The following is a 12,627-nucleotide window of genomic DNA, read 5'->3' as shown; positions in this document are numbered from 1 at the left end:
GCGATTGGAGTTTTCTTTCAACAATGCGCATATTGACTATAGGGTCTCTAGGCCGCGATCGGTGGACATGGACATTCTTGCGAGCAAATCCAGCCCTTCCGGCCAGGCACCTAGCTTGCTTTCCGCATTGAGGTGCCCCTTCGCTCCAACCTCGACGAATTCGCTGCCCCAGGCATTGGCGCATTCTCGGCCGTGGTCCACGCTGCCGTAGGGATCGTCCGTGCTACAGACGACGACTGACGGAAACCTTAATGGCACCAGAGGTATAGGTGCGAATCCATGCGCCGCTCCACGCGGAAATGAAGGCGCCGCTGGATCGGGAACGGCAACCAGCAAGGCGCCGCCAATCTTCTTTTCCGAATGTGCAGCCCAATGTGCCACCGCTAGACATCCCAGGCTATGTGCAACCAGCAGGGTGTTTGCAGGAGCATTGACAAGTTGTCGCTCCAGGGCAGATACCCAGTCGTCACGTTCCACTTTGTCCCAATTTTCGACGATGAGGCGCCGCCAATCCGGATACGAAGACTGCCATAGGCTCTGCCAGTGCGAGGGGCCAGAGTTGCCGATGCCAGGAACCACAAGGACGGAATGATGCATTTGCGAAATCTCCATTGATGAAACAGTGCTCATTGTATTGAGACCCGAACTAAGGCAACATCGGCATTCGAATGAATTGACGGCACTGAACCGATGAATTGACGGAAGATGATAGACTCGACAAATGAAATTAAAGCGGAGGCATTAGACCGCCTGGACTGGCGCATCTTGGAGGCCCTTCAACACGATGCGCGCATGAGCAATACAGAGCTGGGAAAGCAGATTGGTCTATCTCAACCAGCCATCACCGCCCGCATCAGGAAATTGGAAGACCGAGGTGTAATTGAAGGCTACACGGCAAGAATAAATCCGGGCTTGGTGGGCCACAATATCTCCGCAATGGTGCGGATTCGTACCTCCCACGCGGAGATCAAGCGCTGCTTGTTGGCCTTCGAAGCGATGCCGGAGATTATTGAAGCACACCGCATAACTGGGGAAGATTGCTTCATTGTGCGTGTCGTCGTTGAAGAGATGGCGCAGCTGGAAGCTGCTATCGATGCGCTGGCGCGGTTTGGGCCAGTTACCACGTCAGTAATTCTGGCAAGTTACCCGTCGAAAGCGATCGTTCCAAGGGCTTGAATCACCTTTACGATGAAGGTCTGTGGTGACTACGATCCTGGTCACCAGTAGATCGTCGCCCACGCTCTCGACCGAAAGAGTATTCAAACAAAGCGGTTGCAAACCGGCAGCTTAGAGGTACGCGTCAGGCTGCTGTCGGAAAGTTTTGGACGGTCGTGACCGTTCTTGACTTTTCAGCGCGGCACCCTGCTCTGCTGAGCCCAACGGCCGAATTCGGCCAAGAGTGGACAGAGTGGGAATCCCGTTGTCTGTGTAAGCAAATTAAGCTCTCAATCCATTGAAGATATGACAAACAGAATTCATTCACCGATACCAATACTCAGGATTTTCGACGAGGCGAAGGCACTGTCCTTTTACGTTGAGTGGCTAAATTTCAAAATTGATTGGCAACATCGTTTTGACAAGCATCTGCCCCTATATCTGCAGATTTCCCGGGAGAGCTGCATTCTGCATCTATCGGAGCATCATGGGGATGCCTGCCCGGGATCTGCGTTGCGCATCCCGGTAGGGAACGTGGACGAGCTCTACCGCGAACTGAAAGGCCGTCCATACATGGGATATTTCCCGGAGGTGGAGGCAACTCCCTGGGGCAGCCGAGATATGTCGATTCTGGACCCATTTGGTAATCGAATCGTCTTCACTACTGACGCCGAGAGCAATTGACGGCAGCTATCGGCCAGAAGCGGACGTCAAGCTGATTCCAATCGATCCAGGGCCTGTTCACATTAATTCTGCGATGCGTTGCCGGGGGGCGTCGCGGTGTCCTGGATCTCCCACGGCGGATGATCACCGAACTCCTCGGCAAGATAATCGACAAAGCGGCGGACCTTGAGCGGAATTCCTCGCGCGCTCGGATAGACGGCCTGGATGGTCAATGCGGTGGTCCGGTAGTCTGGCAGCAATGCAAGCAGGCGCCCCTGCCTGATGTGCTCACCGAAAACGAAGGCCGGCCCGTAGCCCACTCCCGCGCCCGCCAGCACGCAAGCCAGGAGCATCTGCATATTGTTCGCCGTCACGCGGCAGGGACCGTCGAGGCGATGCGCTTGTCCCGCTGCATCGATGAATGTCCAGTCGCCGGCGGAGACTGCGTCACTGAAGGCAAGCCGCGGCAGGCGCGACAAGGCTTGAGGCGTGGCCGGCAGGCCATGCTGCGCGATGAAGCCGGGGGAGGCACAGGCGATCATGCGGCAGGGTGCCAGGCGGCGTGTGACCAGTGCGGGATCGTCGAGCTTTCCGATGCGGATCGCCACGTCTACACCTGCATCGATCAGATCGACATAGCGGTCGCCGAGTACGACCTCGACGTTGACCTCCGAGTGATCCGCAAGATAGCGCGCCACGACCGGGCCCAGATGCATCGCGCCGAAGGTCAGCGGCACCGCCAAGCGAAGCATGCCGCTTGCGCTCCCTTGCGCAACAGTCACTTCGCGGTTCGCCTCATCGAATGCCGCGAGGATCTGGCGGCAACGTTCGTAATACCTCCGGCCCACATCGGTGAGGCTCAGGCGGCGCGTCGTGCGTTGAAACAGACGGGCGCCAAGCTCCTTCTCGATCTGGCTGACGTGCTTGCCCGCCATCGCCGGCGATAGCGCGAAGCGCCGCGCCGCCCCGGCAAAACTGCCTTCCTCTACCGCTGCCACGAAGACATTCAGGCTCATCAGTTTGTCCATGCCGCTCCCTTATTCGATCATGCTGGTATCGACTACCGCTAACAAATTGGCGATTATAACTTTTGGCAATCTAATCTATCGTGGAGTCTCCCCATCACCAAGGAGCAGAGAAATGCATATCGAAACCAACGGAACACGCATCCATGTGGCCCAGCAGGGCAGCGGCGAACTGGCGCTGGTGTTTCTGCACTACTACGGCGGCTCGTCGCGCACCTGGGATGCGGTGGCCGCGCAAATGGCGCCCCGCTACCGCATCGTCGCCACTGACCATCGCGGCTGGGGCCGCTCTGATGCGCCTGCTGACGGCTACCGGATTGCCGACCTGGCCGCCGATGCCGAGGGCGTCATTGCCGCACTGGGACTGCAGCGCTATGTGCTGGTCGGCCACTCCATGGGCGGCAAGGTGGCACAGCTGGTGGCCTCGCGCCGGCCGCACGGACTCGAGGGGCTGATTCTGGTGGCACCGTCCCCGCCCTCGCCCATGCTGCTTTCCGCCGAACAGCGCGCCATGTTGGTAGGTGCCTACCAGACGCGCGAATCGGTGGAGTTCGTGATCGATCATGTGCTGACGGCACAACCGCTGACGGCGGCCCGCCGCGCCCAGGTCATCGAGGACAGCCTGCGGGCTGCGCCTCAGGCCAAGCACGCCTGGCCCAACGTAGCGATGGCGGAGAACATCGCCACGGAGGTGGCCGCCATCGAGGTGCCCACGCTCGTTATTTCTGGCGAGCACGATCAGGTGGACCGGGTCGCGACGCTGCAGGCAGAGCTTTTGCCGCGCATTCCCCAGGCCAAGCTGCACATCCTGCCTGGCGTAGGCCATCTGTCGCCGCTGGAAGATCCGGAGGCGGTGGCGCAGCAGATCGAGGGCTTCATTGACGCGCTGGCGAAGACGAAGCGGCACTAAGCGACGGGCGCGGACCAAACGTCGCAATCAACGCACCAACATGCAGCCCGCCGCAGGTGTCGCGCTGATGCACCGAAGAGTCTTTTCAAATCAAAGCACTGTGGATTTTTCACCAGATGTTTTAGGGCGCGAGGGGAGACACATAACGACTCCCGCCTTCGGGCGAGGCATGATGGCCGTGAGGCCGTTGCCGCTCCTGCTGCCCGCTTCGGGCCAATATGTTGCGAGATAGCCAGATGGCGTGGCCGATGAAAGGCATCGCGCATCACGTCCCCCTATCGGCGGTAGAGGGTCATCTTGTGAAAATAGCCTTACCGCGCTCATAGGAAAGTGAAGACATGCTCTCGCGGCAAGCGCGACTTCGGCAGCTTGGCGTTGAAGTCGCTATCGGCGTGATAGCCGAGGCTTAGTAGCACCAGGCTGGACAGGCCCTTTTCATTCAAACTGAGTTCCGCGTCCAAGGCGGCCGAGTCAAAACCTTCCATTGGGGTGCTGTCTACACCCAGCGCTGCGGACGCCAGCATGGCGTTACCGAGGGCGATGTAGACCTGTTTTTCATACCACTGTGGCAGGTCTTTCGTTGAGAAACGGTGGCGGTTGGTGAAGTTCAGGCGAACCTGCGCCGCGCCTCTCCTGGCGTTGTCGTCGGCGAAGCGGCCATCGCGTTCTTCCTGCTGCAATACACAGTCCAAATAGCTGCCGTCGACATCAATGCGGGTGCAGAACAAGATCACGTGCGAGGCATCGCGGACCTTTGCTTCGTTGTTGCTGTAGCTACCATGTAAGCCTTTGATCAACCGCGCCTTGCCTTGCGACGTGCTGGCAACGATGAAGTGCCAGGGCTGTGAATTCACCGACGAAGGGGATGAGTGCAGCACTTCATAGATGCGCTGCATGGTTTCTTCGGGGACGCGGCGGGTAGGGTCGTAAGCTTTGGTGCTGTAGCGTTTCTTGGCGGCGGTGACGATATCCATGTTTTTCCTTTTCCGTTGTCTGAATGGCCGTTATCGTAGGCAATGCACTGTATTATTGGAGAAACTTCATCATCATTCTTTCGCGAAACTGCCAAAATGCACCCGCCAGCAGCCATTGTTGATTCAGACATTGCCGCCTTTGCCATCGAGCACGGAGCCGGAATGCAGGTTGCGGAGCACCACCACGACTGTGGGCAAATCTCGGTTGTCTTTCGTGGGACCCTAGCCGTGACGAGTGACGACGGATGGCGGGTTGTGCCGCCCGGGATGGCGATATGGATACCGCCTCAGCTGCCTCATAGCGCCCGCTATAGCGAATCTTCTTCACTCATTCACTTGCGCCTGTCTAATGGGCTGACATCCTCCCTGCCTGGCAATTGTGTCTCCGTAGTAGCGACCGACTTTCTTAGGGCCTTGGCGTTCGAGGCGCTGCGTCTGCAGCGTGTAGAGTCACAATCGGAGGCGATCAATCTAGTAGCGCGCTTAGTTGTGATGCAAATAGCTTTGCCTCAATCGGGTCCCAAACTTTACTTGCCGCACGGTCGTGACCGGCGCTTACAGCAGGCCACTGCGATTCTGCGGTCCGCTCCAGGCGAGAACGTCACCCTCGATGAGCTGGCACACAAAGTGCATACCAGCGGTCGGACGCTAGCGCGTTTGTTCGTCACTGAAACAGGCATGTCTTTCACTCGTTGGCGCGACTATCTGAAGATCATCAACGCCATTGATAGACTCGCACGGCAACGTTCGATTACTCAAACTGCCTTGGAACTTGGGTACAGAAGCACGAGCAGCTTCACAACCTTATTTACACGGCTGGTCGGCCTGCCCCCCAAGCGCTACATGCAATTTCTTCATAAACCAGTCTCGTAATTTCGGCAAGAAGCAGACTTATTATGAAACTGCTTAAATCCGAATGTTCGAAGATAAAATATGGCGGATAACGACGGATATGACTGCTTCCGGCAATTGGCAAAGGAGTTTTCACTCCTTCGGCGGAAAAAAGAAGCCCGCGAGATTTATGACGCCATGGTAGCTGGGACCAGCGGGACTGAATGTCTCGGGGAACTTGGGGAGGTCTTAGGGGGGGGCAAAACACCTCAGAAGCTTCCGGCAAGTTCTGCGGCACTTGTCACATCCTGCGTTCAGGCTGTACAGCTTGCTTTGCCAAATTACAATTAGATGTTCCGCTTGCGGCCGAAAACAGACACCCGGCTCCTGCCAATCTCATGTTCCGGATTTGTCACTTGATCTGATGACACCAAAGCGTCACGGATTGACCAACATAACAAAGCGAATTTCTCGTTCAATATAAACCGTCCGTCATGTACGATCAGCTAGCAGCGGCTCCTCCTCAACACAAGCTATCAAGAAATCAATGACCGCGTTCACCACCGGGCTTCGCTTTACCCCAGGATAAGCCGTCAGCCAGATATCCCTGACGGGTGGAGCTTCGTTCGTCGGGAGCTGGATCAGGACTGCATCGCGCTCGCCAATAATAGTAGGCAGCACTACCGCCCCAATGTGGTTGCTCGCCGCGATCTGCTGGGTCAGCAAGTCGCTGGCGAAGAATGCAATCCGGCGCCCCGAGCGGATGCGATGCAACCACATTTGCTGCGGAAGATGATCCAGCGACTGATCATAGGAAATGAACGTCCAGTCCTCAGGCGGATGCCGGCTGAATTTTGCCGTGCCATAGAGTCCGAAGCGAACAGCCCCGATACGTTTGCGAATGAGCCCGTCGTCTTCTGGCCGCACCGAGCGTATGGCGACATCAGCTTCCCCCTTGTTGAGGGCGGCCAATGCCGTCCCGGGCAGCAGCACCAACTGCAGATCCGGATGCGAGGCATTCAACCTGGCAATCTTTGGCGCAATGCAGGCGCGCGCGAGTGACGGCGGCACACTGACGCGCACTACTCCAGCCAATCCAGCCGATGCCATGCGCGATCGCTGCTCAATCAATGCGGCCTGCTGCGCCATGTTCTGCGCCAATGCCGCCACGGCTAGGCCGTCCTTGGTCAGCGGACGGCTCCGTGGAAGCCTATCGACCAGGCGCAGGCCCAGGTTTTTCTCCAGCGAATCGATGCGCCGCCCGATCGTCGCATGCTCGACGCCGAGCTCACGGGCTGCCGCAGAAAGTGAGCCATTTCGGGCCAGCAGTGTCAGCACCTGCAAATCTTGCCAATCTATCATGGGTTAATATTTTCACGGACTGTGTGATTAATTAGGGAATTTTCTATCAATGGCGATCGTTTTACCATCCTGAAAAGACTTCTTTTAAGGGAGAAACGAATTGAAAGCCATCACCATCGAACAATACGGCGGGCCGGAAGTGTTGCTCAAGCACGATGACTTCCCTATGCCCAAAGCGGGAGCGGACGACATATTGATCCGGCTCGTCTGCGCCGGTATCAACTTCATGGATGTCCACACGCGCCAGGGGAAGTACGCCAACTCGCAGACTTACCCGGTGCGCCTGCCTTGCACGCTGGGCATGGAAGGCGCCGGTGAAGTCATTGACGTTGGCGCGAACGTGCGCGGCTTTGCCATCGGCGATCGTGTCGCGTGGTGCATCGCCTGGGGCAGCTATGCGGAATACATCGCCGTGCCGCAGCATCTGGTAGCGCACATTCCCGACGGGATTTCCTATGCCCTGGCGGCGGCATCCATGTTTCAAGGAGCAACGGCGCATTACCTGATGGAAGACATCGCCCGTCTGAACCAGGACAGTTCCTGCCTTATCCACGCCGCCTCCGGAAGCATCGGGCAATTACTGGTGCAAATGGCCAAGCGGCGCGGCGCCACGGTTTTCGTGACGGCAGGCAGCGAAGAAAAACGGCAAGTCGCGCTCCAGCGAGGCGCGGACTACGCCTTTGACAGCACCCTGAATGATTTTGCAGATCAAGTGCGCGATGCCACCTGCGGCAAGGGCGTTGACGTTGTGCTGGATCCGATCGGCAAGGCGACCTTGCGCCAGAGCTTTCTCGCATGTAAAAGGCATGGGCTCATCGTGAATTACGGCAACGTCTCCGGTTCGCTGAAAGATTTGGATCCGATCGAACTGGGCGAAGCCGGCTCGCTGTTCCTGACCAGGCCACGACTGGCCGATCACATGTCGGACCGGGAGACTGTACAACGGCGTGCCGACGATGTGTTTGCGGCGCTCCAGGATGGATGGCTGAATATCCACATGAATGGTTGCTACACCTTTGACAATGTGGAGCAAGCGCACGCGCTGATAGAGGAGCGAAAGCAAATCGGCAAGCCGATTTTGAAGATTGCAGACGATTGAGAACCCCGGCATCAGGATGCGATCCAGGTTTTTCATTTCATCATGATCCCGTCTGATAAAAGACCGAAGGTCTTTCTTCGTGCCGATTTTATTGGAGGATGGCTTTGGCTCATTGTGATCCTGTATGTCTTCGCGCATGCAAATGAAGGCATGCTCACACGTGGAAATGACATCAGCCTGATGAAGACATTCGAGGCCGCCGGTGGTGTGGTAGGTGTGTTTGCGATGACCTATGTTTCCTTCGAGATTCCACGCGAGAATCTCAGCGCACTCGGCAAACGCAGGCTTTTTTTACTCTCGATCCTGATGATGGGATTAATCGAACTGATATGCCATTCAACAATGAATCGTGCCCAGGTGCTGGGATCCGGATTTTTCCTGGCTGCGCTGACCGCGGCTATCTTTCTCAGGTACATGATCCTTACCTTGGAATCTTGAGCGCCGTATGAAGGCGCGAGCCTCGCGTGATGACGCAATACGACAAGCCATTGATCAGCTAGACTCCCGACCTGAGTTCGGAGAGGTGTATCACGAGCTTCATGCTTAAGTTCTCCTTTAAGCCAGAAACAGCCATTCATGAAATCGAAAAACAATGAGAAACATGCACCCTGATATTGAAGCACTTGTGCAGAAGCTTCGCGAAGCAGAGAAGTTGCTGCGCGCCCACCGTGAATCGCGCTGGGCAGATTGGCTCGCAAATGATGCAGACCATATCAATCGTTTGGATTTTTATGGGATAGAGCATTTACTATCGGCGTTCGGCGGTATGGGGAGCCTGAACGACTTGGTCTTTCAGTATCAAGATGGTGCTGTTTTGCATGTACCTCTTCCCGAAAACGAACAATTTTCAGCATTGCGGCAGGACGTTTATTCGCTTGCTAGCAAACTGAAATCAGAAGAGTTCTAGAGGCCGCAATCGGCCAGAAGCGGTCTTCAATGAGCAAAAGCTTCGCTGCGATTAAAACTTGAGTGCGTATCACCCGCTTGGCAATCAGGCAGGTGACTGGAGTGCTCGACGTGGCATCACTAGAAATCATCTGGCGCGGGCACCTGAGTGACCCGATATCGCCAAGGGAGATCGCCAGGCGGCTTGGCTTCTGCAAGAACACCGTTAGCCGCCAACTACGCTGTGAACTGTAGAACCAGCCTGTCGTTACCTTGCTCCCTCAATCCCGTTTTCTACAACGCCCCGTGGTCATAAAACCGGATCGCATTGCGACCGGCCGCCTTGGCCTGGTACATGGCAGCATCAGCCCATTTGAAAATATCTTCCGGTGTGGCTAGCGCTCCCAAGTAGAGCACCACGCCGATGCTGGCAGAGCACAGATGCGTCACCGTCTCAGGTTCCTGGCTCGCATGCTCCACGCTAAGCACATAGGGAGCTGACAGGCTGGCGCCAATTTTTTCGGCAACCGTCCTTGCTTGCGCTGTCGCTTTTGCCAGGTTCGCATCAAGGTCGCTTAGTAACACCACAAACTCATCACCGCCAAAGCGACCTACCGTGTCGACTTCGCGGACGATACCCCTCAAGCGAAGTGCGGCTTCGATCAACAACAGATCGCCCACCAAATGGCCGTGCACATCATTTAGCGGCTTGAAATTATCCAGATCCAGCACCAGCAAGGCGTAGTGGCAATTGTTGCGCTGGCTGGCCGCGATGGATTGATTCAGGCGACCGCTCAGCAGGCGGCGGTTTGGCAGGTGAGTCAGCGGGGCATAAAATGCCAGTTCACGCACCTGCTCTTCGAGTTGCCGGCGTTCGGTGGTCTCGCGGGTGATACCGTGGTAACCAATGATGGTGCCGTCGGCGTCGCGCACAGGTCTGGAATGCAGCTCGCCCCATAGCAGCCGCCCGTCCTTGCAGCGATGCTGTACCTCGAAGGCGATGGATTCATCCTCCTTGCCCTCCTGCTCAGCCTGTCGCCGTTTGCCGAGCATCTCCCGAATGACCGCCATACCTTCATCGGCGGCTCGCCGAGATTCGTTATGCCACCATTATTGGCCGCCGTCGATCAGAAGCAAATCCATTCTCAACTACTGAGCATTTTTTAACCGGAGATCCCGTGGAAAAGGAAGAACCGATGAGCAACCCGGATACCACCACCGCCGCCATGCAATACATCATGACGATGCTGCTTCAACGATTGGACGCGACCGGCGCCGTCAAGCTTGACGAGATGATCGCGGGAGTGCAGAGCGATCTTCGGGCGTGCGTCGATCCGACTCCCGCCGTGCAGGAGACCTTCAAGGAAACACTGAACATCCTTCGGTTTGCCAGGAACTGTGGTACCGGCCAGTGAAATGCCAACCTGGGCATTGTCAATCCAGCAGGAACAGGAAGTTTTCGATAAGGCGAAGACCGTCGGGTGGGGATCGAGAAGGTCTCAGACCTGACGCAATCTCAAGGGCGGATGAGTGCGTCCCAGACTGCGGCTATTCGGGTCGCTCCAAAGCTGACATTTTTGTCATTCAAATGTCATGCAAATGACTCCTTTGCGTGACTAGCATGAGTCTTTTTCCAACCCACTCAACTGGTCAGGATCTCATGAGCGCATCCCTTCGCAACCTCGTCCATGGCATCGCTGTATCCGCCATCTTCGCCACCTCCGCCTCCTTTGCACAAGCGCCCGCACCCGCCGCCATGGCCGGTATCCGTGGCGCCATCGTTTCCGTTGCGGCCGACAAGCTGGTCGTCAAGAGCAACCGTGGCGGCGAGCAGACCATAGCCCTCGACAAGGACACCCGTGTCGCCGCTATCTCGCTGGCCAACATCAACGACATCAAGCCCGGCAGCTACATCGGCGCGGCCGGCATCCCGCAGCCGGACGGCTCGCAGAAGGCGCTGGAAGTGCACGTCTTCCCGCCGGCCATGGCCGGCACCGGCGATGGCCATCGTCCGTTCGACCTGGCGCCCAACAGCACCATGACCAACGGCACCGTGGGTGACGTGGTGGCCAGCAACGGCCGCACGCTGACCTTGAAGTACAAGGGTGGCGAAAAGAAGATCGTGGTGCCGGACGACGTACCCATCGTCAACATCGAAGCCGGTGAACGCTCCATGCTGGTGGCCGGTGCCAAGGTGGTGGTGCGCGCCCGCAAGAACCCTGATGGCAGCCTGACCGCCGCTTCGGTCAGCGTCGGCCGCAACGGCATCACGCCGCCGATGTAAGAGGCACGCAATGTCCGGCAGGCTTGCTCTTCATCCGATGGCGGTGCGCATCGCCCACTGGCTCAACGCCTTCGCCATCGGCTGCATGCTGACCAGCGGCTGGGGCATCTACAACGCTTCACCGATCTTCGGCTTCCGGTTTCCGGCATGGATGACCCTGGGTGGATGGCTGGGCGGTTCGATCGCCTGGCATTTCGCCGCGATGTGGCTGCTGGTGGTCAATGGCCTGTTCTATCTGGGCTATGGTGCGGCCAGCGGTCATTTCCGCCGGCGCCTGCTGCCGCTGCGCGCGCGCGATGTGGTGGCCGATGCCGCCAGCGCCTTGCGTTTTCGCCTGCCGCATCATCCGGGCGCCTATAACGCTGTACAGAAATTGCTGTACTGGGGAGTCATCCTGTTGGGCGTCCTCGTGGTCTTGTCCGGCCTCGCCATCTGGAAGCCGGTGCAACTGGAGCCGCTGTGCAATTTCTTCGGCGGCTTCGACTTCGCACGCAAGCTCCATTTCGCCGCAATGGCGGGTATCGCCGCGTTCGTGGTCGTGCATCTGGCCTTGGTCGCCATCGTACCCAAGACCCTCTTGCCCATGCTGGTCGGGTGCAAGCATACGGAAGGAAACGTGCAATGAGCCGGCCGGACGAAAAACTTCTCCGCCCAACCGAGAAGATCCGACTGGCCGACCATCGCACGTCGCTGGTGAAGGTGGAGCGTCGCCTGTTACTGCGCTCGGCGCTGTCGCTGGGCGCACTGTCGATGCTGGCCGGTTGCGACCTGCAGAGCAACGATCGTGTCGACAAGGCGCTGTGGGCCATGTCGCGCTGGAACGACCGGGTCCAGGCGCTGCTGTTCCGTGGCGACAAGCTGGCACCGACCTATGCGGCGAGCCAGATCACCAACCCCTTCCCTTTCAACGCCTTCTACGACCAGGCCAGCGCGCCCGACATCGATCCTGCCGACTGGCGTCTGGAAGTAAGCGGCATGGTCAGCGACAAACGGCCATGGACGCTGGAGCGCCTGCGCGCCTTGCCGCAAGCCGCGCAGATCACGCGCCATATCTGCATCGAAGGCTGGAGCGCCATCGGCCAGTGGTCGGGCGTGCCACTCAAGCTCTTCCTGCAGGCCATCGGTGCCGACCTGTCGGCCCGATACGTGGGCTTCAAGTGCGCCGATCGTTACTACACCAGCCTTGACATGCCCACCGCCTTGCATCCGCAGACCATCCTTGCGCTGGACTTCGGCAAGGAGCCGCTGCCGACCGAGTTCGGCTTCCCGCTCAAGGTGCGGGTGCCGACCAAGCTCGGCTTCAAGAACCCCAAGCACGTGGCCGCGATCTTCGTGACCAACCAGAACCCCGGCGGCTATTGGGAAGACCAGGGCTACAACTGGTTCAGCGGCATCTGATCCTGATTGATCAGCGCCTGGCTGATGATCTGTCGCGGTCA

General features: G+C 57.9%; 16 protein-coding genes. 11 read left to right on the top strand and 5 right to left on the bottom strand.

Translation table 11 applies throughout. The annotated features are described in order from the left end of the window. Positions 1-36: 36 nt before the first annotated feature. Positions 37-612, bottom strand: a complete 576-nt coding sequence (locus tag ACEOAC_RS11205) for an RBBP9/YdeN family alpha/beta hydrolase (protein WP_413443901.1) — start codon at positions 610-612, stop codon at positions 37-39. A gap of 93 nt (positions 613-705) precedes the next feature. On the opposite strand from ACEOAC_RS11205, the gene ACEOAC_RS11200 reads away from it, so the two are divergent. Beyond that, positions 706-1,176 (top strand): Lrp/AsnC family transcriptional regulator, encoded by a 471-nt coding sequence (locus tag ACEOAC_RS11200; RefSeq protein ID WP_413443900.1) that lies wholly within the window; start codon positions 706-708, stop codon positions 1,174-1,176. A gap of 285 nt (positions 1,177-1,461) precedes the next feature. Beyond that, complete coding sequence (locus ACEOAC_RS11195; protein WP_413443899.1) at positions 1,462-1,839, top strand: glyoxalase superfamily protein; 378 nt, start codon at positions 1,462-1,464, stop codon at positions 1,837-1,839. Between the two features lie 62 nt (positions 1,840-1,901). Here ACEOAC_RS11195 and ACEOAC_RS11190 read toward each other — a convergent pair whose 3' ends face one another. Continuing rightward, positions 1,902-2,846, bottom strand: a complete 945-nt coding sequence (locus tag ACEOAC_RS11190) for a LysR family transcriptional regulator (protein WP_077235225.1) — start codon at positions 2,844-2,846, stop codon at positions 1,902-1,904. Positions 2,847-2,958: 112 nt separating this feature from the next. Here ACEOAC_RS11190 and ACEOAC_RS11185 point away from each other — a divergent pair, with 112 nt between their 5' ends. Next, positions 2,959-3,753 carry an alpha/beta fold hydrolase gene (locus tag ACEOAC_RS11185; RefSeq protein WP_241811745.1) on the top strand — a complete coding sequence of 265 codons (795 nt, stop codon included), beginning with the start codon at positions 2,959-2,961 and terminating at the stop codon, positions 3,751-3,753. Between the two features lie 320 nt (positions 3,754-4,073). Here ACEOAC_RS11185 and nfsB read toward each other — a convergent pair whose 3' ends face one another. Continuing rightward, positions 4,074-4,727: an oxygen-insensitive NAD(P)H nitroreductase gene (gene nfsB, locus ACEOAC_RS11180; RefSeq protein WP_241811746.1), complete on the bottom strand. Its 654-nt coding sequence runs from the start codon at positions 4,725-4,727 to the stop codon at positions 4,074-4,076. Between the two features lie 42 nt (positions 4,728-4,769). On the opposite strand from nfsB, the gene ACEOAC_RS11175 reads away from it, so the two are divergent. Continuing rightward, positions 4,770-5,600: a helix-turn-helix domain-containing protein gene (locus ACEOAC_RS11175; RefSeq protein WP_413443898.1), complete on the top strand. Its 831-nt coding sequence runs from the start codon at positions 4,770-4,772 to the stop codon at positions 5,598-5,600. A 450-nt stretch (positions 5,601-6,050) separates the two neighbouring features. Here ACEOAC_RS11175 and ACEOAC_RS11170 read toward each other — a convergent pair whose 3' ends face one another. Beyond that, positions 6,051-6,920, bottom strand: a complete 870-nt coding sequence (locus tag ACEOAC_RS11170; protein ID WP_413443897.1) for a LysR family transcriptional regulator — start codon at positions 6,918-6,920, stop codon at positions 6,051-6,053. A gap of 100 nt (positions 6,921-7,020) precedes the next feature. On the opposite strand from ACEOAC_RS11170, the gene ACEOAC_RS11165 reads away from it, so the two are divergent. The 3 genes from ACEOAC_RS11165 (at position 7,021) to ACEOAC_RS11155 (ending at position 8,926) form a co-directional block, all read left to right on the top strand. Then, on the top strand, positions 7,021-8,019 hold the full coding sequence (locus ACEOAC_RS11165) for a quinone oxidoreductase family protein (RefSeq protein ID WP_241811749.1): 999 nt from the start codon (positions 7,021-7,023) through the stop codon (positions 8,017-8,019). A 42-nt stretch (positions 8,020-8,061) separates the two neighbouring features. Then, on the top strand, positions 8,062-8,457 hold the full coding sequence (locus tag ACEOAC_RS11160) for a hypothetical protein (RefSeq protein ID WP_413443896.1): 396 nt from the start codon (positions 8,062-8,064) through the stop codon (positions 8,455-8,457). Between the two features lie 163 nt (positions 8,458-8,620). After that, positions 8,621-8,926 (top strand): DUF6966 domain-containing protein, encoded by a 306-nt coding sequence (locus ACEOAC_RS11155; protein ID WP_413443895.1) that lies wholly within the window; start codon positions 8,621-8,623, stop codon positions 8,924-8,926. Between the two features lie 272 nt (positions 8,927-9,198). Here the strand turns inward: ACEOAC_RS11155 and ACEOAC_RS11150 are convergent, their stop codons facing one another. Further along, positions 9,199-9,975, bottom strand: coding sequence for a diguanylate cyclase (locus ACEOAC_RS11150; protein WP_413443894.1), 777 nt, complete (start codon positions 9,973-9,975; stop codon positions 9,199-9,201). A 107-nt stretch (positions 9,976-10,082) separates the two neighbouring features. Here ACEOAC_RS11150 and ACEOAC_RS11145 point away from each other — a divergent pair, with 107 nt between their 5' ends. From ACEOAC_RS11145 to ACEOAC_RS11130, 4 genes are all read left to right on the top strand, one after another. Next, positions 10,083-10,319, top strand: coding sequence for a hypothetical protein (locus ACEOAC_RS11145; RefSeq protein ID WP_413443893.1), 237 nt, complete (start codon positions 10,083-10,085; stop codon positions 10,317-10,319). 245 nt (positions 10,320-10,564) lie between these two features. After that, positions 10,565-11,188, top strand: a complete 624-nt coding sequence (locus tag ACEOAC_RS11140) for a DUF5666 domain-containing protein (RefSeq protein WP_241811754.1) — start codon at positions 10,565-10,567, stop codon at positions 11,186-11,188. 10 nt (positions 11,189-11,198) lie between these two features. Beyond that, positions 11,199-11,813 (top strand): cytochrome b/b6 domain-containing protein, encoded by a 615-nt coding sequence (locus ACEOAC_RS11135; RefSeq protein ID WP_413443892.1) that lies wholly within the window; start codon positions 11,199-11,201, stop codon positions 11,811-11,813. Next, positions 11,810-12,586: a molybdopterin-dependent oxidoreductase gene (locus ACEOAC_RS11130; RefSeq protein WP_413443891.1), complete on the top strand. Its 777-nt coding sequence runs from the start codon at positions 11,810-11,812 to the stop codon at positions 12,584-12,586. Before ACEOAC_RS11135 ends, ACEOAC_RS11130 begins: the two co-directional genes overlap by 4 nt. The last annotated feature ends 41 nt before the right edge of the window (positions 12,587-12,627 follow it).

It is taken from the genome of Herbaspirillum frisingense (assembly GCF_047325095.1).
GTDB lineage: Bacteria > Pseudomonadota > Gammaproteobacteria > Burkholderiales > Burkholderiaceae_D > Herbaspirillum > Herbaspirillum frisingense.
This window is presented reverse-complemented; position numbering and strand designations above follow the sequence as displayed.